Annotated in this window: 19 protein-coding genes; 12 read left to right on the top strand and 7 right to left on the bottom strand. The window is 70.8% G+C overall.

Annotated features, from left to right (window positions below; genetic code table 11):
- Positions 1-20 precede the first annotated feature (20 nt).
- Positions 21-2,099, top strand: coding sequence for an MMPL family transporter (locus UG56_RS10960; protein ID WP_045549468.1), 2,079 nt, complete (start codon positions 21-23; stop codon positions 2,097-2,099).
- On the opposite strand, the gene UG56_RS10955 is transcribed toward UG56_RS10960, so the two are convergent.
- From UG56_RS10955 to UG56_RS10930, 6 genes are all read right to left on the bottom strand, one after another.
- Complete coding sequence (locus UG56_RS10955) at positions 2,083-3,123, bottom strand: isopenicillin N synthase family dioxygenase (RefSeq protein WP_045549467.1); 1,041 nt, start codon at positions 3,121-3,123, stop codon at positions 2,083-2,085. The two genes, UG56_RS10960 and UG56_RS10955, sit on opposite strands and share 17 nt — an antisense overlap.
- Positions 3,124-3,256: 133 nt before the next feature.
- Positions 3,257-3,976 carry a dienelactone hydrolase family protein gene (locus UG56_RS10950; protein ID WP_045549466.1) on the bottom strand — a complete coding sequence of 240 codons (720 nt, stop codon included), beginning with the start codon at positions 3,974-3,976 and terminating at the stop codon, positions 3,257-3,259.
- 49 nt (positions 3,977-4,025) lie between these two features.
- Positions 4,026-4,304: a muconolactone Delta-isomerase gene (gene catC, locus UG56_RS10945; protein WP_045549465.1), complete on the bottom strand. Its 279-nt coding sequence runs from the start codon at positions 4,302-4,304 to the stop codon at positions 4,026-4,028.
- Positions 4,304-5,179 (bottom strand): catechol 1,2-dioxygenase, encoded by an 876-nt coding sequence (gene catA / locus UG56_RS10940; RefSeq protein WP_045549464.1) that lies wholly within the window; start codon positions 5,177-5,179, stop codon positions 4,304-4,306. The genes catC and catA overlap by 1 nt, the downstream gene beginning before the upstream one ends.
- Before the next feature lie 37 nt (positions 5,180-5,216).
- Positions 5,217-6,320 (bottom strand): mandelate racemase/muconate lactonizing enzyme family protein, encoded by a 1,104-nt coding sequence (locus tag UG56_RS10935; RefSeq protein ID WP_045549463.1) that lies wholly within the window; start codon positions 6,318-6,320, stop codon positions 5,217-5,219.
- Positions 6,317-7,228 carry a LysR substrate-binding domain-containing protein gene (locus UG56_RS10930; RefSeq protein WP_045549462.1) on the bottom strand — a complete coding sequence of 304 codons (912 nt, stop codon included), beginning with the start codon at positions 7,226-7,228 and terminating at the stop codon, positions 6,317-6,319. The genes UG56_RS10935 and UG56_RS10930 overlap by 4 nt, the downstream gene beginning before the upstream one ends.
- A 193-nt stretch (positions 7,229-7,421) precedes the next feature.
- Between UG56_RS10930 and benA the strand changes: the two genes are divergently transcribed.
- The 7 genes from benA (at position 7,422) to UG56_RS10895 (ending at position 18,007) form a co-directional block, all read left to right on the top strand.
- Positions 7,422-8,789, top strand: coding sequence for a benzoate 1,2-dioxygenase large subunit (gene benA / locus UG56_RS10925; protein WP_045549461.1), 1,368 nt, complete (start codon positions 7,422-7,424; stop codon positions 8,787-8,789).
- Between the two features lie 2 nt (positions 8,790-8,791).
- Positions 8,792-9,316, top strand: a complete 525-nt coding sequence (gene benB, locus UG56_RS10920; protein ID WP_045549460.1) for a benzoate 1,2-dioxygenase small subunit — start codon at positions 8,792-8,794, stop codon at positions 9,314-9,316.
- Between the two features lie 10 nt (positions 9,317-9,326).
- The gene (benC, locus tag UG56_RS10915) at positions 9,327-12,029 is read left to right on the top strand and encodes a benzoate 1,2-dioxygenase electron transfer component BenC (RefSeq protein WP_045549459.1); all 2,703 of its coding nucleotides are present in this window, start codon (positions 9,327-9,329) and stop codon (positions 12,027-12,029) included.
- A gap of 71 nt (positions 12,030-12,100) precedes the next feature.
- The gene (locus UG56_RS10910; RefSeq protein WP_045549458.1) at positions 12,101-13,387 is read left to right on the top strand and encodes an MFS transporter; all 1,287 of its coding nucleotides are present in this window, start codon (positions 12,101-12,103) and stop codon (positions 13,385-13,387) included.
- 20 nt (positions 13,388-13,407) lie between these two features.
- Positions 13,408-16,077, top strand: a complete 2,670-nt coding sequence (locus UG56_RS10905) for a helix-turn-helix transcriptional regulator (protein WP_218145192.1) — start codon at positions 13,408-13,410, stop codon at positions 16,075-16,077.
- Complete coding sequence (locus tag UG56_RS10900; RefSeq protein WP_045549589.1) at positions 16,074-17,279, top strand: benzoate/H(+) symporter BenE family transporter; 1,206 nt, start codon at positions 16,074-16,076, stop codon at positions 17,277-17,279. The genes UG56_RS10905 and UG56_RS10900 overlap by 4 nt, the downstream gene beginning before the upstream one ends.
- Complete coding sequence (locus UG56_RS10895; protein ID WP_045549588.1) at positions 17,276-18,007, top strand: alpha/beta hydrolase family protein; 732 nt, start codon at positions 17,276-17,278, stop codon at positions 18,005-18,007. The genes UG56_RS10900 and UG56_RS10895 overlap by 4 nt, the downstream gene beginning before the upstream one ends.
- On the opposite strand, the gene chrA is transcribed toward UG56_RS10895, so the two are convergent.
- Positions 17,994-19,355 carry a chromate efflux transporter gene (chrA, locus tag UG56_RS10890; protein WP_045549587.1) on the bottom strand — a complete coding sequence of 454 codons (1,362 nt, stop codon included), beginning with the start codon at positions 19,353-19,355 and terminating at the stop codon, positions 17,994-17,996. The two genes, UG56_RS10895 and chrA, sit on opposite strands and share 14 nt — an antisense overlap.
- A 178-nt stretch (positions 19,356-19,533) precedes the next feature.
- Between chrA and UG56_RS10885 the strand changes: the two genes are divergently transcribed.
- The 4 genes from UG56_RS10885 to UG56_RS10870 all read left to right on the top strand — a co-directional run bounded on the left by UG56_RS10885 (position 19,534) and on the right by UG56_RS10870 (position 23,943).
- Positions 19,534-20,709, top strand: a complete 1,176-nt coding sequence (locus tag UG56_RS10885; protein ID WP_045549586.1) for an ROK family transcriptional regulator — start codon at positions 19,534-19,536, stop codon at positions 20,707-20,709.
- 138 nt (positions 20,710-20,847) lie between these two features.
- A complete protein-coding gene (locus tag UG56_RS10880) occupies positions 20,848-22,173 on the top strand; it encodes an ABC transporter substrate-binding protein (protein WP_045549585.1) in 1,326 nt (441 codons plus the stop codon).
- A gap of 4 nt (positions 22,174-22,177) precedes the next feature.
- Positions 22,178-23,083, top strand: coding sequence for a carbohydrate ABC transporter permease (locus UG56_RS10875; RefSeq protein ID WP_052693736.1), 906 nt, complete (start codon positions 22,178-22,180; stop codon positions 23,081-23,083).
- Positions 23,080-23,943 (top strand): carbohydrate ABC transporter permease, encoded by an 864-nt coding sequence (locus UG56_RS10870; protein ID WP_045549584.1) that lies wholly within the window; start codon positions 23,080-23,082, stop codon positions 23,941-23,943. The genes UG56_RS10875 and UG56_RS10870 overlap by 4 nt, the downstream gene beginning before the upstream one ends.
- Positions 23,944-23,954: the final 11 nt, after the last annotated feature.

Below are 23,954 nucleotides of genomic sequence, written 5' to 3'. Positions count from 1 at the left end.
CTCCACGGAAAGGCCCGACCATGCGGTCCGCCCTCGCACGTCTCGCGCACCTCACCACGAACAAGGCCACGGCCTGGGTGGTCCTGGCCATCACGGTCGTCCTGACCGGTGCGGTGATGGTCGTCGGATCGTCGCTGGGCTCCGCCAGCTCGGCGCCCGACCCGCTGCCCGCCGACGCCGAGTCCGCCCGGGTGGCGGAGCTGCAGCAGCGCTTCCCTGGCGGGGACGTGCTGCCCGCGGTCGCCGTGGTCGAGCGTGCTGGCGGGCTGAGCGCGGAGGACCGGGCGTGGGCCGCGGAGGCGTCGCAGCGCTGGGCCGAGATCACCGGCAACGAGGTCTCGCCGCCGATCCCGGCGTCCGACGGTGAGGCCCTGATCGTCGCCATCGACGTCGATGCCGAGGTGACCGGGCTCGATCTCACCGAGCTGGTCGGCGACCTGCGCGAGACGGTCGATGCGGACCGGCCCGACGGTCTCACGGTCCAGCTCACCGGGGGCGCCGCCTTCGCCGCCGACATCTCCTCGGCGTTCGAGGGCGCCGACCTGCGGCTGCTCCTCGTCACGGCCGCGGTCGTCGCTCTCCTGCTGATCCTGACCTATCGCTCGCCGGTGCTGTGGCTCGTGCCCCTGATCGTGGTCGCGGTGGCCGACCGCACCGCCGCGGTGGTGACCCAGATCGTCGCCGACCAGACGGGCAGCGGGCTCGACGGCTCGACGTCGGGGATCACCAGCGTGCTCGTCTTCGGCGCCGGCACCAACTACGCGCTCCTGCTGGTCTCGCGCTACCGCGAGGAGCTCCGGCGGCACCCGCATCACCGCGATGCCCTCGCTGCCGCGGTGCGTGGTTCCGGCGAGGCGATCGTGGCCAGCAACCTGACCGTCGTGCTCGCGCTGCTGGTGCTGGTCCTCAGCGTCGCACCCAACAGCCGGTCGCTGGGGGTCTCGGCCGCCATCGGCCTGCTGGTGGCGCTGCTGTTCGCGCTCTTCGCCCTGCCGGCCGCGCTGTCGCTGTTCGGCCGGGGCCTCTTCTGGCCGTTCGTCCCTCGCGACGGCGACGACGAGAAGTCCCGCGACGGCGTCTGGTTCCGGATCGCCCGCGCCGTCGTGAGCCGCCCGGGCGTGGTGCTGGCCGTGGCCGCGGTGATCCTCGGCGTACTCGCCTCCGGTCTTCTCGGCGTCAAGGTCGGGCTGTCGCAGACCGACCAGTTCCGCGTCCAGGCCGAGTCCGTCGACGGTCTGGAGACGCTCTCGAAGCACTTCCCGCCCGGTTCCTCCGACCCGGTGACGATCCTGGTCCCGGCCGACGAGGCCGACGCCGTCCTCGCGCAGGTCAACCGGACCGACGGGGTCGACAGCGCGCGCCCGTCGGGCGAGAGCGGTGACCTGACGAAGATCACCGCGACCCTGGACGCCGCGCCGGCGACGCCGGAGAGCATCGAGACCATCGAGACGCTGCGCAGCGAGCTGGCCGGGTCCGGAGCCCTGGTCGGCGGCAGCGTGGCCAAGGACCTCGACAGCCGCAACGGCGCGGAGCGAGATCTCATGGTCATCGTGCCGCTGATCCTGCTGGTGGTGCTGCTGGTGCTCTTCGTGGTGCTGCGGTCGATCGTGACGCCGCTGGTGCTCGTCACCATCAGCGTGATCGCCACCCTGGCGGCGCTCGGCCTGGGCACCTGGATGAGCGCCCATGTCTTCGGGTTCCCCGCCCTCGACGTGAGCACACCGATCTATGCCTTCCTGTTCCTGGTGGCGCTCGGCATCGACTACACGGTGTTCCTCGTCCTGCGCGCCCGGGAGGAGGCCGCCGAGCACGACACCGTCGATGCGATGGTCATGGCGGTCGGGCTGACCGGTGGGGTCATCACCAGCGCCGGCATCGTGCTGGCCGCGGTGTTCGCGGTCCTCGGCGTGCTGCCGCTGATCACGCTGACCCAGGTGGGACTGATCGTGGGCCTGGGCATCCTGCTGGACACGTTCCTGGTCCGCACCGTCGTCGTGCCCGCGGTCTTCGCGCTGGTCGGCGACCGGATCTGGTGGCCGGCGGGGATCGCCCGCCGGCACACAAAGAGAGCCGAGGAAGCGGTCAGCGACCCGCGGTGAGCACCCGGGCCGCCTCGCGGCCGGCGGCGGCGTTGAGCACCCCGGCGCGAGAGCCCGCCAGCTTGGCGGCGATGTGCTCGTCGACGGTGACGTCGCGGTAGAGACGGGGGTGCTCGTCGTCGACGAACGCCGGCAGCGGGCCGACCGTCGCCTCGGCGTCGCCGTCGAAGAAGTACGCAGCCGACCGGCGTCGCTGGATGGTGCCCTCGACGATCGGCGGCTTGACCCGGTGCAGGGTCGAGAGCCACTGCTCGTTGGTGAGCCGGGTGGTGAGGTCGCCGAGGTTGATCAGCAGCGCCCCCTCGGCCGGGCTGACGTCGTGCCACTCGCCCCCGTGCAGGACCTGCAGGCCCTTGACGCGGTCGGCCCACAGGATCGTGACGATGCCGTAGTCGGTGTGCTCGCCCATCCCGATCATGTCCTCGTCGACCTCGACACGGGTGCCCTCGGGCAGGGCGTAGTTGTTCATCCGGAGGACCTCGATCGGGTGCGTCGCGAGGCGCGAGATCGCGCCGCGCTCCAGGCCGAGCGCGTCCTCGAAGACGGTGACCATGGTGCGCGCGACCCGGGCGGCCTCGGCGCGCCAGGCGTCGATGCGCGCCTGGAAGTCCGGCACCTCCGGCCAGGTGTTCGCCGCGTAGTGCGCCTCGACGAGCTCGGCACCGGGGTGGTCGGAGACCGACGAGCCGACGTTGAAGGCCTCGAAGAAGTCCTTCATCCGGGTCTCGGACTGCACGCCGGCGCTGAGCGCCAACGTCTCCGACTTGGGCGGGGTGTAGCCGCGGTTCTCGGCGGCCGGGCGGCGCCACCGGCTCTTCTCCGCGGTCGGGAGCGCGAAGAAGTCGTCCATGGCGGAGGCCAGGCCGTCGGCCAGCTCCGGCGCGACGCCGTGGCCGAGGATCTGGATGAAGCCCACCTCACGGCAGGCGGTGTCGATCGCGGCCGCGACGGCTGCCTTCTCCTCGGGCGTTCCGCCCTGGACGTACGCAGAGATGTCGACGGCAGGGACATGAAAGGTGCTCACGGGTGCTCTCCTTGCAAGGCGCAGACGGTTGGTCGTGCCCGGAGGTGTCCGCTTTCCCGGCCTGGAGGCCTTGCTGTCCGTTGAACTCGGGCACCACCACAGTAGAGCGCCGACGTTTCGGAGCTATTTCGGGCTATTTCGGGCCGAGGTGCTCGTCGAAGAAGGCGAAGATGCGTCGCCAGGCGTCCTCGGCCTCGGGCTCGGAGTAGTTGTAGCCGACCACCCGTTCCAGCGTGGGCACCGGGCGAGGGAAGCCCCAGTCGTTCATGAAGCTGTGGCCGACCTCGGGGTACTCCTTGACGTCGCGGGGAACGTCGCCCTCGGCGAGTGCTGCCTCGACCTTCTCCGCCGCGCCCGGGAGGAGGTGGTCCTTGGCGCCGAGGCTCGCCACCATCGGGCATGAGGAGCGGAGCGCAGACAGGTGCTGGGACGCGTTCCGAGGCAGTACGCCGTAGTTGGGTGCGGCCGCGTCGAAGATGCCCCGCGGGGCCAGCAGGAGCGTGAAGCCGCCACCCATGCAGAAGCCGACGATGCCGACCTTGCCGGTGCAGCGGGGGTCGGCGACGAGGTGGTCGCGGGCCGCGATGATGTCGTCGACCGCGGTGCCCTTGCCGGTCATCAGCGACCGCATCGTGGTGACCACGCACCCGACCTTCGGGCCCCGCCCGTAGAGCGCCGGGGTCAGCGCCAGGTAGCCGTTGGCCGCGAAGCGGTCGCTGATCCGCCTGATGTCGGTGGTCATGCCCATGATGTCCTGCACGACCACCACCCCGGGCCAGGGGCCGTCGCCTTCGGGCACCGACAGGTAGCCGGACGCGGGCCCCGCGGGCGCCGCATAGTCGATCATCGACATCTCATCACCTCGGGCGCCCATCCTTGCAGGTCGAGCGCCCGAGGTGGGGTCAGTCCACCTCGGACGGGTGTTTCGCCAGCGGGGTGACCTGGACGTCCATGTAGGGGAACAGCGGCAGGCCGGAGAGGATCTGGTGCAGCTCGTCGTGGGACTCGACGTCGAAGACCGAGAAATTCGCGTACTCCCCGGCGATCCGCCACAGGTGGGGCCACTTCCCGGCGCGCTGGAGCTCCTGGGCGTAGGCCTTCTCGCGGGCGATCGTGTCGTCGCGGACGTCCGGATCCAGGTCGTGCGGGATCCGGACGTCCATGCGTACGTGATAAAGCATCAGCCGCGAACCGGGTCCAGGACGAAGCCGTAGTCGACGTTGACGGAGCCGTCCTCGTTGGCGACGGGCGCGAGCACCAGCTCGGGCTTGACCGCCGAGGCGATGTCGTCGTCGTTGTGCTCGTCACCGGGGAAGTAGAGCTGGGCGGTGAGGAGCTCGTGGCCCGGGGCCGACACCTTGACGTGCAGGTGGGCCGGACGCCAGGCGTGCCAGCCGGCGGCGGCGATGAGCTTGCCGCAGGAGCCGTCGGTCGGGATCTGGTAGGGCGCCGGCTGGATCGTGTGGATCTCGAAGGCGCCGTCGGCCCCGAGGGTGAAGCTGCCGCGCAGGTTCCACTCCGGGATACCGGGAGCGAACTGTGAGTAGAAGCCGTCGGCGTCGGCGTGCCACAGCTCGATCTTGGCGCCGTCGAGCGGGGTGCCGTCGGTCGAGGTGACCGTGCCGGTCCAGGTCAGCGGGGTGCCGGCCTCGCCCTCGCGCATCGGGATGGTGCCGTTCGCACCCTGCTCCGGGGCGCCGGGGACGTAGTAGGGGCCCTCGATGGTGCCCTTGTTGCCCTCGCGGTGCTCGGTGGCGACCTTCTCGACCTCGTGCTCGACCCAGACGTCGAGGAAGAGCGGCCACTCGCCGTCCTTGCCGACCTGGATCAGCCACGCCTTGAGCGCGTTGTACTCGTCGTAGGTGACCTTCTCCTCGCGGATCGTGTCGTAGACGGCGTTGAGCACGCGCTTGGCGAGCCGGTCGACGCGCTCCGGCGGGGTGTCCTTGACGGCCTCGAAGGGCGACTTGTCGGCGGCGAACCGCTCGGTGGCGGAGGCGCCCGAAGCGGCCGCGGTGGCTGCTTCGGTGGACTCGAGGGTCTGGTCGGTGGTCATGGTGTGTCCTCTCGTGTTGCGGTGTGGGGTCTGGTGTTCAGTTGTCGGTGCGGTAGTGATCGAGCTTGTCGGCATCGATCTCGACCCCGAGGCCGGCACCAGGACGTACGGCGAGCTCGCCGTCGCGGATCTCGAGCGGCTCGGTGAGCAGGTCATCGGCCATGTCGAGGAAGTTGGAGAGCTCACCGGCGCGGCGGGAGGTGAGCCGGTGGGCCGCGCCGAAGGCGATCGAGCAGGCGCTGCCGAGCTGGCCGTCGATCTGGTTGCCCATCACGACCTCCAGCCCGAGGCCCTCGGCGAGGTGGAGCACCTGCTGCGAGCCGGTGAAGCCGGTGCGCGCGGTCTTGATGCTGATCGCGGTCGCGGAGCCACCGAGCACCTCGCGGGTGACGTCTGCCGCCGTCGGGACCGACTCGTCGGCGATGAACGGCACGTCCACCTGGCTGACCAGCCAGCGGCGCCCGAGCACGTCGTCGGCCGGGTTGAGCTCCTCGGCGAAGAGCAGGTCCAGGTCGGCCATCTGCTTCATCGCCCGGGCGGACTCGGCCGCGGTCCAGCCGCGGTTGCCGTCGACGTACAGCTCGATCTCGGCGCCGAACCGCTCGCGCAGCGCACGGACGACGGCGGTGTCGAGCTCGATGGGGGAGCGGCCGACCTTCACCTTGAACGTCGAGATCCCGTACGTCTCCCGCATCCGCTCCGCCTCGGCGACCATCGCCTCGGGCCCGTCGAAGCCGAGCATGTGCGAGACGCGCATCCGGTCGGTGAAGGCACCGAGCAGGTCGACGACCCGCAGGTCGAGGGTCTTGCCGAGGGCGTCCCACATCGCCATGTCGACGGCGGCCTTGGCGGTCGGGTTGCCGACGGTGCGCTCCATGAGGGCGCGGGCGGTCTCGCGCTCGAGCAGCGTGAGCCCGGCGAGCTGCGGGGCGAAGAGCTGGTCGATCACGGCGATGATCCCGGCCTGGGTCTCGCCGTAGGTGAACGGCCGCGGCGGTGCCTCGGCGATGCCCACGACACCGTCGTCGGTGTGGACCCGGACGAGCACGTGCTGGGCGGTGTGGACCTCGCCGGAGGCGAAGCGCAGTGGTTTGCGGTAGGGGATGGCGAACGGGATCGCCTCGATCTTGGTGATCTTCATGATCGGGGAGCTTCCAGACGGGGTGCGGTGAACAGGTCTGCTGCCTCGAGGATCTCGATGACGGCGTCGACGACGGGGTTGTCGTCGTCGGTGCGGTAGGCGAGGGCGAGCTCGACGCTGCCCGCGTCGAGCAGGTCGCGGAAGACCACGCCCTCCAGCGGCAGGGCCCGGACCGAGGCGGGGACGATCGCGACGCCGAGGCCGGCGGCGACCAGCGCCAGCAGGACCGCGGTGCTCGGCGCCTCGTGCTCGCGGCGCGGCACGAACCCGGCCTCGCGGCAGCTGCGCAGGACGGCCTCGTTGACCGCCGAGTCGCGGGCGCTGTAGGCGATGAACGGCTCGGTGCGCAGGTCGGCCAGCGCCACGACCGGCTCGACCGCGAGCCGGTGGTCGACGGGGATGGCGAGCGCGAGCGGCTCGACCTCGAGGGTGCGCAGGGTCAGTCCCTCGCCGGTGGCGGGCGGCCGCAGGACGCCGAGGTCGAGCGCCCCGCTCTCCAGCCGCTCGCACTGGGCCGGGGTGAGCAGGTCGGCGTGGATCTCCAGCGCCACCTCGGGCAGCTCGCGCTTGACCACGCGGGCGATGCCGGGAAGGTGCGAGAAGGAGGCGGTGCCGGTCAGTCCCAGGCGGACCAGGCCGTGGCGGCCGGCCCCGATGCGGCGTACGCCTCGGACGCTGTCGTCGATGGCGGCGAGCACCCGGGTGGCCTCGGTGCGCAGGAACTCGCCGGCCGGGGTGAGGGAGACCTGGCGGGTCGTGCGGGTGAAGAGGGTGACGTCGAGCTCGGACTCGAGCTGACGGATCGCCTGGGAGAGCGCGGGCTGGGCGATGTGCAGCTGCGCCGCGGCCTGGCCGAAGTGGCAGGTCTCGGCGACCGCGGCGAAGTACCGCAGGTGGCGTAGCTCCATGAAGCGCTCCTCAGAAGGTGGTGACGACCGCCACAGTAGGCCTGCGATAGATAAACAACAAGGACGAAACTGGCGCTGATTGATTGATTCGAATGATCAATGGATGTCTAGGTCGGGACTGGGCATTCGCCTGGTGTGACCGTCGCCACGTCTTGCGAAGGTGTGGTGACCGTCACCCGTTGGAGGCATCACCATGACCGCACCGCTCACCGAGAGCCTTGGCCACCTCGAGAACGTCCTGTCGGACGCCGTGGTCGAGGACCGCGAGGCCGGGATCTACCGCGCCAACCGCCGGATCTTCACCGACGAGGAGATCTTCGAGCTGGAGATGAAGCACATCTTCGAGGGCAACTGGATCTATCTCGCCCACGAGAGCCAGGTGCCGAACCCCGGCGACTACCTCACCACCTACATCGGTCGGCAGCCGGTCGTGATCACCCGCGACAAGGACGGCGAGCTGCACTGCATGATCAACGCCTGCGCCCACCGCGGCGCGATGCTGTGCCGGCGCAAGACCGACAACCGGATGACGCTGACCTGCCCGTTCCACGGCTGGACGTTCCGCAACGACGGCACCCTGCTCAAGGTCAAGGACCCCGACGACGCCGGCTACCCGGAGAGCTTCAACACCGAGGGCTCCCACAACCTGACGCACGTGGCTCGCTTCGACAGCTACCGCGGCTTCCTGTTCGGCTCGCTCAACGAGGACGTGCTCCCGCTGGACGAGCACCTCGGCGACACCGTGAAGGTCATCGACATGCTGGTCGACCAGTCGCCCGACGGCCTGGAGGTGCTGCGCGGGTCCTCGACCTACACCTACGACGGCAACTGGAAGGTCCAGGCGGAGAACGGTGCCGACGGCTACCACGTCACCGCCACCCACTGGAACTACGCCGCCACCACCTCGCGACGCAACACCGGCGAGTCGAAGAACACCACCAAGACCGTCGACGCCGGCAGCTGGGGCAAGGCCGGCGGTGGCTACTGGTCCTACCCGAACGGCCACCTGTGCCTGTGGACCTGGGCCGCCAACCCCGCCGACCGCCCGCTGTGGGACCAGATGGACACGCTCAAGGAGAAGTTCGGCGACGCCAAGGGCGAGTTCATGGTCAAGGGCTCGCGCAACCTGCTGCTCTACCCGAACGTGTATCTGATGGACCAGTTCTCGACCCAGATCCGGCACTTCCGGCCGATCTCGGTCGACAGGACCGAGGTCACCATCTACTGCATCGCCCCCATGGGCGAGAGCCCGGAGTCGCGGGCCTGGCGGATCCGGCAGTACGAGGACTTCTTCAACGCCTCCGGCATGGCCACGCCCGACGACCTGGAGGAGTTCCGCTCCTGCTACCTGACCTACCAGGCCTCCGCCGCGCCGTGGAACGACATGAGCCGCGGTGCCGAGCACTGGCTCACCGGGCCCGACGAGGTCGCCGAGGCGCTGGAGATGCCGGGCGTGATCTCGGCCGGCGCGAAGAACGAGGACGAGGGTCTCTACCCGGTCATGCACGCGCAGTGGGCCGAGCAGATGCGTACGGCCATCGCGAACGAGAAGGGGAAGTGACGATGACGCTCACGCAGAACGCTCCGGCCGGGGCGAAGCTGATCACGCAGAACGCGATCGAGCAGTTCCTCTACCGCGAGGCGCGATTCCTCGACGACCGTGAGTTCGAGAAGTGGCTCGAGTGCTATGCCGACGACGTCGTCTACTGGATGCCCTGCTGGGACGACGCCGACCTCCTCACCGAGGACCCGCAGACCGAGATGTCGCTCATCTACTACCCCAACAAGGGTGGCCTGGAGGACCGCGTCTTCCGGATCCGCACGGAGCGGTCCTCGGCCACCTCGCTGCCGGAGCCGCGTACGTCCCACAACATCAGCAACGTCGAGGTCATCGAGCGCCGCGGCGACCTGGTCGACGTGCGCTTCAACTGGCACACCATGTACTTCCGCTACAAGACCGTCGACCCCTACTACGGCACGTCGTTCTACACGATCGACTTCGCAGGCGAGCAGCCGCTGATCCGCCGCAAGACCGTGGTGCTGAAGAACGACTACATCCACCACGTCGTCGACATCTACCACGTCTGAGGCGCCCGCGATGACTGCAATCGAGACCGAGCCGACCACCGGGGTCGCGACCCACCAGGTCGCACTGTCCTTCGAGGACGGGGTGACCCGGTTCATCACCGTCCGCGAGGACCAGACCGTCGCCGACGCGTCCTACCGGCAGCGGATCAACATCCCCCTGGACTGCCGCGACGGCGCCTGCGGGACGTGCAAGGCGCTGTGCGAGTCGGGGGAGTACGACGGCGGAACCTACATCGAGGACGCGCTGTCGGCGGCGGAGGCCGCCGAGGGGTACGCCCTGCCGTGCTCGATGAAGCCGCGCTCGGACCTCGCGCTGCAGATCGCCACCACCTCCGAGGTCGCGAAGACCGGCGCCGCGAGCTACACCGGCACGGTCGTCGGCCTGGACCGGCTGAGCCCGACCACGGTCGAGCTCTCCCTCGACATCCCCAACCGCGGCGAGCTCGCCTTCCTGCCGGGCCAGTACGTCAACATCGCCGTGCCCGGCACCGAGGTGACCCGGTCGTACTCCTTCGCCAACGCCCCGCACGAGGAGCGGCTCGTCTTCCTGGTCAAGCTGACCGAGGGCGGCGCGATGTCGACCTGGCTGACCGAACGCGCCGCCGTCGGCGACGAGGTCACCTTCACCGGCCCGAACGGCTCCTTCTTCCTCCGCGAGGCGCGCCGGCCGGTGCTGATGCTGGCCGGCGGCACCGGGCTGGCGCCGGTGCTCTCGATGCTGCGCCAGCTCGAGGTCGACGGCTGCGACCGCGGCGGCCGGCTGGTCTACGGCGTCAGCACCGACGACGACCTGGTCAAGCTCGACGAGGTCGGCGAGCTGGTCTCGCGGATCCCCGGGTTCACCTGGGACCACTGCGTCTCCGACCCCGCCTCGACCGCCGCCAACAAGGGCTACGTGATGAGCCTGATCCGCGAGCAGGACCTGCACGACGGCGACGTCGCGATCTACCTGTGCGGCCCGCCGCCGATGGTCGAGGCGGTGCGTACCCACGTCGCCGACGCCGGTCTCGAGCCCACCGGGTTCTACTACGAGAAGTTCGCCCTCGCCGTCCCCGCCGGCTCGGCCGAGGCGTCAGCCCCGTCGGCCGACGCGTCAGCCTCGTCGGCCGAGACGTCACCCGTACGTATCGATCTGGAGACGCACCCTGAGGCACGCGCCGTCGCGGGGCAGCAGATGCTCCCGGCAGTCGACCTCGGTCCCGCGGGATACGCCGCCCCCGCGCGGAACGACGGAGATGTCGTACGCCGCATCGCCGGTCAGCTGGTCGCGCCGGCCGCGCTCGACGGAGTCAGCGGTGCGGTGGTCGAGGACGACAACCTGACCGTGACCGGTGACGCCCGCCGGATCGGTGGCCAGGAGGTCTTCCCGCTCCGGGGTGACCTCTCGGCCGACGTACCTGACGCTTCGGCCGACGCGGCTGACGTCTCGACCACCGAGGACGGCTACACGATCGGTGAGGAGCACCCGGACATCTCCGCGTCGGACGCGATCTTCGAGGCCCGGGCGGCGCTGGAGGTGGGGGCCCTCGACCTGACGATCGGGCGGCTGGACTCCCAGCAGCTGGCCGGCTACCGGCTGCTCGCCGAGTCGACCGTCCTGTACGTCGACGGCGACCGCTTCCTCGACGCCCACGGCTACACCGAGTCGAACGCCGCCTTCCACGACTACCTGTTCACCCTCACCGGCAACGGCCACCTGCTGGCGGCCTACCAGGCGCTGGGGGTGAAGGGCCGGATGGAGGACGTGCTGCGCAACGCCACCTGGTGCCACCCGCGGTGCACGCAGGACCACCTCGACATCGTCGAGGCCTTCGAGCGCGGCGACCGGATCGCCGCCCGCGACCTGATCAAGGCCCACAGCGAGCGGTCCCAGGAGACGATGCGGCGTGCGATGGCCGAGTCGGCGGCCGCGACCAAGCCGCGGTTCGTCACCCCGGGGCGGTTCGCCGGCCAGGTCGTGGTGGTCACCGGCGCGGCCCAGGGCATCGGCGCCCAGGTCGCCCGCCGGGTGGCCGCCGAGGGCGGCAAGGTCGTCCTCGCCGACCGCTCGCCGCTGGTCGCCGAGGTCACCGACGAGCTCACCGGCCAGGGCGCGAGCGCCAGCGCGGTCGAGTGCGACCTCGAGCGCTACGAGGGCGCGGCTGCCCTCGTGGAGCGGGCAGTCGCGACGTACGGCCGGATCGACGTGCTGATCAACAACGTCGGCGGAGCGATCAACTTCAAGCCGTTCACCGAGTTCACCGCCGAGCAGATCGACGCCGAGATCACCCGGTCGCTGATGACGACCCTCTACGCGTGCCGGGCCGCCCTCCCGGGCATGGTCGAGCGCGGCCGTGGCGTGATCGTCAACGTCTCCTCGGCGGCGACCCGGGGCATCCACCGGATCCCGTACTCGGCCGCGAAGGGCGGGATCAACGCGATCACCGCCTCCCTCGCGCTGGAGTACGCCGACGCCGGTATCCGGGTCACCGCGACGGCCCCGGGAGGCACGCAGGCTCCGCCACGCCGGATCTCCCGGGGCACACCGACGCCGCGGACGGAGACCGAGAAGGCCTGGTTCCAGGCCCACATCGACCAGACCCTCGAGACCTCCCTGATGCACCGCTACGGCACGCTCGACGAGCAGGCCGCCGCGATCTGCTTCCTCGCCTCCGAGGAGGCCTCCTACATCACCGGCACGGTCCTTCCCGTCGCCGGCGGTGACCTCGGCTGAGCCACCAGGTTCCTCTCTCGGGGCCGACCCTCCCTTCGCGAGCACGCTCGCGTCACCGATGGAGATCACCCATGTCCGAATACACCGATGAAATCGCTCGGGCGAAGAACGGGCGCCAGCTCGCCTGGGTCGTCGCGCTCTCCGCGCTGGCCCTGATGTTCGACGGCTACGACCTCGTGGTCTACGGCACGGTGCTGCCGACCCTGATGGCTGACCCCGGGCAGATCGGGCAGCTCTCCGCGGGCCAGGCGGGCACGCTGGGCAGCTATGCCCTCGTCGGCGTGCTCGTCGGCGCCCTGAGCGCCGGCGCGGTCAGCGACCGGATCGGCCGCCGGAAGGTGGTGCTCGCCAGCATCACCTGGTTCTCGCTCGGGATGGCGGCGACCGCGTTCGCGCAGTCGATCGCCGTCTTCGGCATCCTCCGCTTCCTCACCGGTATCGGGCTGGGCGCGATCCTGGCCACCGTCGGCGCCCTGGTCGCCGAGTTCGCGCCGCCGGAGCGGAAGAACCGGCTCAACGCGATCGTCTACAGCGGCATCCCCGCCGGTGGCGTGAGCGCCTCGGTCATGGCCCTGATCATCGACCCGAGCGGCTCGCACTGGCGGATCCTGATGATGATCGGGGCCAGCCCGCTGATCCTGCTGCTCCCGTTCGCCATCGCCAAGCTGCCCGAGTCGCAGCTGTGGCTCGACTCCCGCGGCCGGGTCGCCGCGACCAGCACCGCCCCGGAGGCGGTCGGCTTCGGCGCCCTGGTCCGCCGCCCGCTCCTCCTCCCGACCCTCGTGCTCGGCCTGATGAGCTTCTCCGGCCTGCTGCTGACCTACGGCCTCAACACCTGGCTGCCGAAGATCATGGAGGACAACGGCTACGGCAAGGCGTACGCCCTCACCTTCCTGCTCGTGCTCAACGGCGGAGCCATCCTCGGTGGACTCCTCGCCTCGTACGTCGCCGACCGGACCGGCGCCAAGCCGGTGGTCGCGACCACCTTCGTGCTCGCCAGCCTGATGCTCGTGCTGCTGCCGCTCGGGCTGCCGGTCGGCATCCTGTTCGCGGCGGTGGCGATCGCCGGTGTCGGCACGATCGGCACCCAGGTGCTCATCTACGGGCTGGTGGCCAACTACTACCCGACCCGGGCCCGCGGTGCGGGCGTCGCCTGGTGTGCCGGTTTCGGCCGGCTGGGCGGGATCGTCGGGCCGATCATCGGCGGGGCCCTGGTCGCCGCCGGGGTCGGCGGCGCGACCGCCTTCCAGATCTTCGCCGGTGTCGCGCTGCTGGGTGCCGTGGTGGCCGTGGCGGTGCCTCGGTCCCCGCAGGAGCCCGTGGTGGACCTCGCGCTCGACGACGGCCTGACGGTCTGAGAGGGGCCTAGGGTGTGACCGTGCTCATAGAACGAGCTGGGTGTGTCGGTCGCGAGGACGAGCTCGTCGAGCTCACCTCGCGGCTGGCCCGCACCCCCGCCTCCGGGTCGGCCGCCGTCCTGGTCCTCGGGGACCCGGGGCTGGGCAAGACCGCGCTGCTCCGCGGCCTGGCTGACCGGGTCGCGCCTCCGGCGCTGACGGCTGGCGCGGGTGCGTGGGAGCAGGACTGCCCCGGCTCGGTGCTGCGCCAGCTGCTCGGGGAAGATCCGCCGGACGACCCGGTCGCCGCGGCCGACGTCCTGGTCGCGCGGGCCGCCGGGGAAGGCTCGGCCGACGAGCCCCGCCTGGTCCTGGTCGACGACGCCGACCTCGCCGACACCTTCTCGCTGCAGGCGATCGCCTCCGCGCTGCGCCGGCACCGCGAGGCACCGGTGCTGGTGGTGCTGGCGGCCACCCGCAGCACCCCGTTCCTGGGCGAGATCGCCGCCGACACCGTACGCATCGAGGGGCTGGATGTGGCCGCCGTCGGCGAGCTCGCGGTGCTGCGCGGACGGGTCCTGCACCCGGCGATGGCCGAGGTGCTCACCCGGCACACGGCCGGCAGCCCGCGTGACGCGGTCGCGCTGCTCGACGAGCTCCCGCCGGCCCGCTGGGCCCGGCCGGACACCCAGCTGCCCGCCCCTGCCCATGTACGCGACGAGGTCCAGCTCGCGCTCGCCGGATGCGGCCCGGAGGACCGTGCGCTGGCCGAGGCCCTCGCCGTCCTCGGGGACCACGCGTCCCTGGGACAGGCCGCCGCCCTGGCCGGCCTGGAGGACCCGCTCTCCGCGGTCGACGCCCTGGCAGCTGCCGGGCTGGTGGAGATCACCCGCGACCACCGCCCCCGCTGGCGTACGCCGCTGGTCGGCGTCGCCGTGCTGGCGACGATGGGCGCGCGCCGGGCCGCCGATGCGCACCAGCGCGCCGCCGCGGTCGTCGACGACGAGGTCAGCCGGGCCCGCCATCTGGTCGCCGCGACCCCGCTGCCCGACGCCGAGCTCGCCGACGAGGTCGCCCGGCTGGCGCAGCGGCGCGGCGACGAGGGCGCCTGGGCGGAGGCGGCCGCCCTCTACCGCGACTCCAGCCGCCTCACCGAGGACCCCGTGCGCCGCGACGACCGGCTGATCCGCTCCGTCGACGCCCTGGTCGCCGCCGGCGACGGCATGGGTGCCGCGGCGCTGGTGCCGGTCGTCGAGAGTCTGCGGGAGACACCGCTGCGCGACGCGGTGCTCGCCTATCTGGCGATCCTGCGTGGTCGCGCGAGCGAGGCCGAGGTGCGGCTCGAGCGGGCCTGGGACATCGTCAACGCCGACCGTGAGCCGGAGACCGCCGCCCTCATCGCGACCCGGCACGTGCTGCACTCGCTGGCGCTGTGCCGCGGCGACGAGCTGGTCACCTGGGCCGACCGGGCGATCTCCCTGGCGGGCCGCGACTCGGCCGCCGGCGTCGAGGCCGCCGCGATCCGCGGGCTCGGGCTGGCGATGGCCGGCCGGTTCGAGGAGGCCCACGACGCGTACGCCCTGGCCGCCCGCCGCGTCGGGCACAGCGCCCAGACCCAGCGGGTCACCATGGGCCGCGGCTGGCTCGACGTGCTCGCCGACGAGCCCGACGAGGCCCGCAGCCGCCTGGAGGGTGTCACCGACCCGCGGATCCTGGGCGGCTCGACGCGGATCGCGATGTGGGCGCTGGCCTGGCTGGCACGGGTGCAGTTCCTGACCGGCGAGGGAGAGGCTGCGCTGCAGACGGTCGCCGCCGGACGCGCGCTCGCGACGACGTCGGGCATCGCCCTGGTCACCCCGCTGCTGGAGTGGACCGCCACCGAGACCCACCTGCTGCGCGGCAGCTGGGAGGAGGCCACCCGCACCGCTCGCGCCGCCGAGGTCGGGGCGCAGGGCTACGAGATCATGCGCGTCCCCGCGCTCCTCGCCCGCGCCCACATCGCCGAGGCGCGCAGCGACTTCCGTGCCGTCCTGCGCATCCTCGAGCCGCTCACCCAGGCCCCGGCCGGCAGCGCGCTGAGCGAGCCGGCCATCTGGCCCTGGGCCGAGACGTACGCCGCCGCCCTCGTCGCGGAGGGCCGCCTGGAGGAGGCCGACGAGTTCCTGCGCCCGCACGAGACCCGCGCCCGCGAGGAGCAGCACCGCTCCGCCCAGGCCAGGCTGGCCACCGCCCGCGGCCGCTGGCACGGCGCCCGCGGAGACCTCGACGGGGTCCGCGACACCTTCGACCGCGCGCTCGAGCTGCTCGACGGGCTGCCGCTCCGCTACGACCGCGCCCGGGTCACCTTCGCCTACGGCCAGGCGCTGCGCCGTGCCGGCCGCCGCCGTGACGCCGAGGCGCTGCTCTCCTCCGCGCGCGACCTGTGGGACGGGCTGGGGGCGTCGATGTACGTCGACGCCGCCGAGCGCGAGCTGCGTGCCGGGGGAGTGCGGGCACCACGCGGCCACCGGGGCCCGGTGGACCTGACCCCGCAGGAGGAGACCGTCGCCGAGATGGTCGCCTCGGGCCTCTCCAACCGTGAGGTCGCCGCGCAGCTGTTCGTCTCGCCCAAGACCGTGCAGTACCACCTGACCCGCATCTACGCGAAGCTCGGCGTCCGCAGCCGGACCGAGCTCGCCGCGATGGCCGCCGAGCCGACGGAGGAACCATGAGCACGCTCGTCCGCGAGCCCCGCACCGGCCTGAGGGGCGACCTGGGCCGCCACGAGCTGGTCAACGGCTTCATCGGCTTCCTGTTCTCCTGCACCGGCCCGGTCGCGGTGATCCTGGCCGTCGGCCAGGGCGCCGGACTCTCCGCAGCGGTGGTCGCCTCCTGGGTGAGCGCGGTCTTCTGTCTCAACGGCGCCCTGACGATCATCGCCTCGCGCTGGAGCCGGCAGCCGCTGGTCTACTTCTGGACCATCCCCGGCACCGTGGTCGTCGGCCAGGCGATGGCCGCCGGCACCACCTGGCCGGAGGCGGTCGGCGGGTTCGTGATGGCGGCGGTCCTGCTGGTCGCGCTGGCCCTGACCCGGCAGGTCGACCGGGTGATGCACCTGCTGCCGATGCCGATCGTGATGGCGATGGTGGCCGGTGTCTTCCTCCGCTTCGGCACCGACCTGGTCCTGGCCGTCGACCGCGACCTGGCGATCGCCGGCCCGATGGTGGCCGCCTTCATCGCCGTCAGCGCGGTCCCGCGGCTGGTGCGCTGGCTCCCGTCGGTGCTGGTGGCGCTGGCCGTCGGAGCGGTCGCGGTGGGCCTGGCCGACCGCCCCGCCGTCGAGGTCTCCGGCCGCTGGATCATCGACCCGGTCTGGACGTCACCCGTCTTCACCGGCTCCGCCTTCGTCGAGCTCACCATCCCGCTGCTGATCACCGTGCTGGTCGTCCAGAATGGCCAGGGCATGGCCGTGCTGCGCGCCGCCGGCCACGACCCGCGGATGAACCAGGTGACCGGCTGGTGCGGCGTGACCTCGCTGGTCGCCGCGCCGTTCGGCGGGGTGTCCACCTGCCTGGCCGGGCCCACCAACGCGCTGGTCACCGCCTCGGGGGAGCGGCGCCGGCACTACGCCGCGGCGGTGTGGTGCGGCGTGCTCGCCATCGGGTTCGGGCTCCTCGCCCCCGGCATGGTCCGGGTCATCACCACCATGCCCGAGGCGTACGTCGCCGTCCTCGGCGGCCTCGCCATGCTCAAGCCGCTCCAGGGTGCCTTCCAGACCGCCTTCAGCGGCCCCCACGTCACCGGCGCGCTGGTCACCTTCCTGGTGACCGTCGCCGACATCACCGTCCTCAACATCGGCTCCGCCTTCTGGGGGCTGGTGATCGGTGTCGCGGTCAGCGTCCTGCTCGACCGCAACAGCAAGGAGAAGCCATGACCACGATCGACACCACCTACCCCGACGCGACGATGCGCTACGGCGCCACCGCCCGCCAGGTCGCCGACGTCTTCGAGCCGGCGGAGGCGACCGACTCGCTCGTCCTCCTGCTCCACGGCGGGATGTGGCGCGACTCCGACCGGATCCGCACGTGGTCGGCCGGCCGGGCGCTGGCCGAGGCGGGCCATCTGACCGCGACGGTGGAATACCGGCACGGCCCGGGCCAGTGGCGGCAGGCCTTCGAGGACGTGGAGACCGCGATCGAGTCGATCCAGCTCAGCGGCCGGGAGTGGACCGTCCACAACGACGCGCCCCGCCGGATCACCCTGGTCGGACACTCCTCCGGCGGCCAGCTCGCCCTCTGGGCGGCATCGCGGCCGGGCACCCTGGTCACCGGCGTCGTCGCCCTGGCCCCGGCGGCCGCCCTCGCCGCGATGAGCGAGGAAGGTCTCGGCGACGGGGCGGTCGAGGAGTTCCTCGGCGGCACCCCGGTCGAGACCCCCGAGGCGTACGCCGCCGCCGACCCGATCGGCCTCGCGCCCCGGGTCCCCGTGCGGCTCCTCCACGGCACCGCCGACACCGGGATCCCGATCGCGATCTCCGAGCGCTACGCGGCAGCACACCCCGGCGTACGTCTCGAGGTGGTCGACGGCGCCGACCACGCGGCGTGGGGCGACCCGGCCTCGCCGGCCTGGTCGCACCTGGTCGCCGCGGTCAGAGAGGGATGAGCGTCGAGGCCAGTCCGAGCAGCGCGCAGACGCCCAGGGTGCGCATCGTCGACCATCCGCGCCAGAACATGAGCGCGACCGCGACCGCGGTGATCGCGAACGCGACCGGGTCCCACGAGGACAGCACCGGGAGGTCGAGGTCGACCGGGCCCCACGCCAGCGTGCGGGAGCGGTCGAAGAGGGTGTGCAGCGCGAAGAACAGCGCGAGGTTGGCGATCACGCCGACCACCGCCGCGGTGATCCCGGTGAGCGCCGCGCTGAGGTGCTGGTTGTTCCGGAGCCGCTCGACGTAGGGCGCGCCGAGGAAGATGAACAGGAAGCAGGGCACGAAGGTCACCCAGGTCACCAGCAGTGAGGCGAGTACGGCGGCGACCCAGGGGTCGAGCGAGCCGGGGTTGCGGTAGGCGCCCACGAAGGCGACGAACTGCACGACCATGATCAGGGGTCCCGGGGTGGTCTCGGCCAGTGCGAGACCGCGGACCATCTCGCCGGCCTTCAACCAGCCGAAGACGTTGACGGCCTGATGGGCGACGTAGGCCAGCACCGCGTACGCCCCGCCGAAGGTGACCACGGCGGCCCCCGAGAAGAACAGGCCCATGTCCACGAACACGCTGTCGCGGCTGAACACGATCGCCGCCAGCGCCACCGGAGCGAACCAGAGCACCAGCCCGAGGACGAGGATCTTCAGGCCGCGCACCTTCGAGGGGGCGTCGTGGTGCAGGGCGTCGTCGCTGATCAGCGGCTCCGGGCCGTCGTCGGTGCCGCCGTGGCCCTTGCTCCGCGTGAAGGCGGGGACCCGCGTGCCGACCAGCCAGCCGATCAGACCGGCGCCGACGATCACCACGGGGAAGGGCACCTTGAAGACGGTCAGCGCGAGGAACGAGGCGACCGCCATCGCCACCAGGATCGGATGGTGCAGCGCCCGCTTGCCGACGCGCTGCACGGCCTGGACCACGATCGCGATGACCGCAGGGGCGAGACCGGCGAAGAGACCGGTCACGAGCGCGGTGGAGCCGGCACCGACGTACAGCGCCGAGAGGGCGAGGAGCGCGACGACGCCGGGAAGCACGAACAGGATCCCGGCGATCAGCCCGCCGAGGGTGCCGTTGAGCAGCCAGCCGACGTAGATGGCCAGCTGCTGGGCCTCGGGGCCGGGCAGCAGCATGCAGTAGTTCAGCGCGTGCAGGAAGCGCTGCTGGCCGATCCAGCGCTTCTCGTCCACCAGCTTGTGCTGCATCACCGCGATCTGGCCCGCGGGCCCGCCGAAGGTCTGCAGGGAGATCGCGAACCAGGCGCGCGTCGCCTCACGCAGCGGGATCACGTCGCGGGTGGCCTTCTCGGAGGTCATGGGGTGTCCGTTCCGGTGAGCAGGGTCCGTCGCAGGTAGGTCGTCGGATCGGCGATGACACAGTAACCGTGGTTGCATCGAACGGGCCGAAAGGGTGACCTCGCGGACGACTCGGAGCAGGCTGGCGGCAGATTGTTCGACTTACGAACAAAATACTGCCCGGTGGTAGTGTCGCTCCATGACGAGCCAGACGACGGAGGACCTGCGTCGGCGCAACCTCTCGCGGGTGTTGACGTTGCTTCATGAGGAGGGCGCGAGGTCGCGAGCCGAGCTGACCCGAGAGGTCGGTCTCAGCAGATCGACGATGGCCGGGGTCGTCGCGGAGCTGATCGGGCTGGGGCTGGTCACCGAATCGACGCCGGCCCTGACGGGTGGAGCGGGTCGCCCCAGTGGCGTCGTTCGGCTGGCTGAGGACGTCGTCGCGGTTGCGGTCAACCCGGAGGTCGACGCGGTTCATGTCGGCCTCGTCGGCCTGGGCGGTCGGGTCGTCAAGCACGTCCGCATCGAGACCCCGGACACCGAGGTGGCCACCGTCGTGGGGCTCGCGGCGGCGACGGTCCGGGGCATGCTGGCCGGCGACTCGGCGCGGGTGCTGGGCCTTGGGCTCGCGATCCCTGGTCAGGTGCGCATCGGCGATGGGGTCGTGCGCCAGGCCACCCATCTGGGTTGGAGTGAGGTGCCGATCGTCGACGAGGTCACCAAGGCCACGGGGCTGCGCTCCTGGGCGGCCAATGCGGCCACGCTCGCGATGCGTGCGGAGAGTCGGTTCGGCGCCGGCAAAGGCGTTGCTGACCTGGTCTATCTCATCGGTGGAGCAAGCGGTGTCGGCGGTGGCGCGGTGGTGGCGGGACAGCTCCTGACCGGTGCTGCCGGCTATGCCGGCGAGTTCGGGCACACCGTCGTGCGGCCAGGCGGAGCGCGGTGTCACTGTGGTGCCGCAGGCTGTCTCGAGGCCGAGGTCGACCAGGCCACTCTGCTCGCCGCGGTCGGCCTGGACGCGGCCGACGCCGGACGCCTCGGCCGCGAGCTGACCGAACGGTTGGCCGGGCGGGGGGACGAGGATCCTGACAGCGCCCTCGCGGGCCTGGTCGAGGAGCTGGCAGGCCTGCTCGCGGTCGCGGTGCGCAATGCCGTCAACGTGCTCAACCCGCAGGCCATCGTCCTCTCCGGCTTCCTCGCTGCGTTGCGTGATGCGGCGCCCGTCGACCTGGTCGGCGACGCGGTCGCCTCCATCCGCGAGGGCGTCGAGGTGCGCGACGCCGCGCTCGGGGAGGAGCAGCTGATGATCGGGGCCGCCGAGCTGGTCTGGGCGGAGCTGCTCGCCGACCCGGCCGGCTTTCTGCTGGGCGGCTGAGCGCCGCGTACAAAACCTCCGGGCGCGACGGAAATTTGGCCACGTTGTGCCTTGCGTCACACTGGGACCCACGTTATGTTCTGGTCTCGAACAAATATCGGCGGTGCGTTGGAGGACCGCCAGACGAGGAGGTACGCCATGCGCAGCACGAGATGTGCGCTCGGTGCCGTCATGCTCGCCGGAGCGCTGGCCATGAGCGCTTGCGGCGGCTCGAGCGCGAGCTCGGACAGTGGTGATGTCGACACGAACGTCGACGGAAAGGGTCGCACGCTCACGCTGTGGCACTACGAGGACGAGTCCAGCGCCATGGGCGTGGCCTGGGCCGCCGCGATCGAGGAGTTCGAGAAGGAGACCGGAGCGAAGGTCGAGTTCGAGGCCAAGTCCTTCGAGCAGATCCGCACCACTGCCAGCCAGGTGCTCAACTCCGACAAGGCGCCGGACCTGATGGAGTACAACAAGGGCAACGCCACCGCCGGCCTCCTCGCCAGTCAGGGTCTGCTGACCAATCTCGACGGTGCCGTCGAGGCCTACCAGTGGGACGACAAGCTGGCGCCGAGCCTGCAGACCACCGCGACGTACGACGACAAGGGTGTGATGGGGTCGGGCGGCTACTTCGGCATCCCGAACTACGGCGAGTACGTCGAGTTCTACTACAACGAGGATCTCTTCGAGAAGAACGGCGTCAAGGTGCCCACCACCTTCGCAGAGCTCGAGGAGGCGATGGCCGCGTTCGAGGCCAAGGGCATCACGCCGCTGGCCGAGTCGGCCGCCGAGTACCCGCTCGGCCAGCTCTGGTATCAGCTGGCGATGACGAAGGCCGACCGTGACTGGGTCACGGCCTACCAGACCTACACCGAGAAGGTCGATTTCAGCGGACCTGAGATCAGCTACGCGACCCAGACGATCAAGGACTGGGTCGACAAGGGCTACATCTCCAAGAGCGCGACCGGCCTGAAGGCCGAGGACGCCGGTGTCGACTTCATCAACGGTGAGGCGCCGATGTTCTTCTCCGGCAGCTGGTGGTACGGCCGGATCGTCGAGGGGGCGAAGTTCGACTGGAGCACCGGGCTGTTCCCGGGTGCCACGATGTCGCCCGGCTCCTCCGGCAACCTGTGGGTCGTGCCGACCAAGGCCGAGGAGAAGGACCTGGCCTACAAGTTCATCGACATCACCATGAGCCCGAAGATCCAGAACCTGATGGGCAACCACGGTGGGGTGCCGGTCGCCGCCGACGCCGAGGCGATCACGGACGAGAAGAGCAAGGAGCTCATCGCCAACTTCAACACCCTCACCGAGCAGGACGGTCTGGGCTTCTACCCCGACTGGCCGACCCCGACGTTCTACGACGAGCTCAACGCGGGTCTGCAGGAGGTCGTCAACGGCACCAAGACGCCCGAGGCGGTCGACGAGGAGCTCGGCGGGCTCTATCAGGACGGCGTCGACAGCGTCACCGGCGGCTCCTGACCCGATGAACTCCTCGAGGGCCCGCACGGGCTACTGGTGGTATCTCCTGCCGGGGATGCTGCTGGTGACAGCGATCGTGGTCGTCCCGCTGGCGATGAACATCTACTACAGCTTCACCTTCTACCGCGGCATCCTCCCGCCGCAGTGGATCGGACTGGAGAACTGGCAGCGGCTCTTCGCCGACGCCAAGTTCTGGACGTCGTTCCGCAACAGCATCGCCATGATCGTGGCGATGGTGATCGTGCCGACGCTGCTCGGGCTGGTCATCGCATCGATGCTGTTCGACCTGGTCGGGAAGCGGTTCGGTGGGAAGGTGGCCAGCTTCCTGCGGGCCACCTACTACATCCCGCAGATCATCCCGATCGTCGTCGCGGCCATCGTGATCGGCTGGATCGCGCGCCCCGACGACGGGGCCCTCAACTCGATCCTCGCCACGGTCGGCCTCGACGGGGCCCGGCAGAACTGGCTCGGCGATCCGACCTGGGCGCTACCGACCATCATGGTGGTGCTGATCTGGGTGCAGGTCGGCTATCCGGTGGTCGTCTTCATGGCCGCGCTCGCTCGGGTCGACCCCGAGCTCTACGAGGCGGCCGAGCTCGACGGCGCCAACTGGTGGCACCGGTTCCGGGCGATCACGATCGCCGTCATCCGCCCGGAGATCTTCGTGGTCGCCCTGACATGCACGATCGCCGCACTGAAGGTCTTCGCGCCGGTCTACGCCCTCACCCGAGGTGGGCCGGGCACCTCCACGACCGTGCCGAGCTACTACTCCTACAGCGAGTTCTTCCAACGTACGCAGGTGGGCTACGGCGCCACGATCTCGACCGCCTTGACCGTGGTGATCGTCGCTGTCTCGATGGTCTTCCTGGTCGCGCAGCGGCGGGCCGAGCAGGCCGAGGAGGTCCGATGAGCGGCCGAAGGACTGTCAGGAACACTGGTCGGAGGAACGCCCGCCGGCCGCTGGACTGGGTGCTGCTCGCGATCGCGGTGCTCGGCGCTCTGGTCGTGGTGGCTCCGCTCCTGCTGATCGTGCTCAACTCGTTCAAGTCGCCCGACGACTACAACCAAGGTGGCCCGCTGCAGCTGCCGTCGCACCTCTACTTCGACGGTCTGACCAGGTTCTGGGAGGCTTCCGACTTCCCGACGAAGCTGTGGAACAGCATCTTCATCTCCTCGATGGTCGCGGTGCTCGGGGTGCTGGTCTCGCTGTTCAACGCCTATGCCCTCGGTATCGGCCGGGCTCGGGGAAGGCTGCCGCTGCTGGTGGTGTTCCTGCTGGCCAACATGCTGCCGCAGGAGGCGCTGCTCTATCCGCTCTACACCATGTCCAAGGCGGTCGGGCTCTACGACAGCCAGTGGTCGGTGATCATCATCTTCACCGTCATCCAGAGTGCGTTCGGCACCTACCTGCTGACCAGCGTCTACAGCGGGTTCCCTCGCGAGCTGCTGGAGGCCGCCGAGATCGACGGCGCCGGCCGCTGGCGCTCGCTGTGGCAGGTGGTCGTCCCGGTCTCGTGGCAGACGCTCTCGGTGCTGCTGATCTTCTTCTTCATCTGGACCTGGAACGAGTTCTTGATCCCGACGACGTTCCTGGTCAGCAACGACAAGCAGACCGTGCCCCTCGCGGTGGCCGCGCTCCAGGGCGAGAAGCTGATGGACGTCACCACCACGAGCGCTTCGGCGTTGCTCGGCCTGATCCCCACGCTCGTCTTCTTCCTCGTCTTCCAGCGCACGCTCACTCGCGGCGTCACCGCCGGGGCGGTCAAGTGAGAAAGGCTCAT

It is taken from the genome of Nocardioides luteus (assembly GCF_000960475.2).
Classification (GTDB): domain Bacteria; phylum Actinomycetota; class Actinomycetes; order Propionibacteriales; family Nocardioidaceae; genus Nocardioides; species Nocardioides luteus_A.
This window is presented reverse-complemented; position numbering and strand designations above follow the sequence as displayed.

Coding starts and splice junctions, on each gene's coding strand:
- UG56_RS10960 (WP_045549468.1), top strand. CDS start 21: ATGCGGTCCGCCCTCGCACGTCTCGCGCACCTCACCACGAACAAGGCC.
- UG56_RS10950 (WP_045549466.1), bottom strand. CDS start 3,976: ATGTCGATGATCGACTATGCGGCGCCCGCGGGGCCCGCGTCCGGCTAC.
- catC (WP_045549465.1), bottom strand. CDS start 4,304: ATGCTTTATCACGTACGCATGGACGTCCGGATCCCGCACGACCTGGAT.
- catA (WP_045549464.1), bottom strand. CDS start 5,179: ATGACCACCGACCAGACCCTCGAGTCCACCGAAGCAGCCACCGCGGCC.
- UG56_RS10935 (WP_045549463.1), bottom strand. CDS start 6,320: ATGAAGATCACCAAGATCGAGGCGATCCCGTTCGCCATCCCCTACCGC.
- UG56_RS10930 (WP_045549462.1), bottom strand. CDS start 7,228: ATGGAGCTACGCCACCTGCGGTACTTCGCCGCGGTCGCCGAGACCTGC.
- benA (WP_045549461.1), top strand. CDS start 7,422: ATGACCGCACCGCTCACCGAGAGCCTTGGCCACCTCGAGAACGTCCTG.
- benB (WP_045549460.1), top strand. CDS start 8,792: ATGACGCTCACGCAGAACGCTCCGGCCGGGGCGAAGCTGATCACGCAG.
- benC (WP_045549459.1), top strand. CDS start 9,327: ATGACTGCAATCGAGACCGAGCCGACCACCGGGGTCGCGACCCACCAG.
- UG56_RS10910 (WP_045549458.1), top strand. CDS start 12,101: ATGTCCGAATACACCGATGAAATCGCTCGGGCGAAGAACGGGCGCCAG.
- UG56_RS10900 (WP_045549589.1), top strand. CDS start 16,074: ATGAGCACGCTCGTCCGCGAGCCCCGCACCGGCCTGAGGGGCGACCTG.
- UG56_RS10895 (WP_045549588.1), top strand. CDS start 17,276: ATGACCACGATCGACACCACCTACCCCGACGCGACGATGCGCTACGGC.
- chrA (WP_045549587.1), bottom strand. CDS start 19,355: ATGACCTCCGAGAAGGCCACCCGCGACGTGATCCCGCTGCGTGAGGCG.
- UG56_RS10885 (WP_045549586.1), top strand. CDS start 19,534: ATGACGAGCCAGACGACGGAGGACCTGCGTCGGCGCAACCTCTCGCGG.
- UG56_RS10880 (WP_045549585.1), top strand. CDS start 20,848: ATGCGCAGCACGAGATGTGCGCTCGGTGCCGTCATGCTCGCCGGAGCG.
- UG56_RS10875 (WP_052693736.1), top strand. CDS start 22,178: ATGAACTCCTCGAGGGCCCGCACGGGCTACTGGTGGTATCTCCTGCCG.
- UG56_RS10870 (WP_045549584.1), top strand. CDS start 23,080: ATGAGCGGCCGAAGGACTGTCAGGAACACTGGTCGGAGGAACGCCCGC.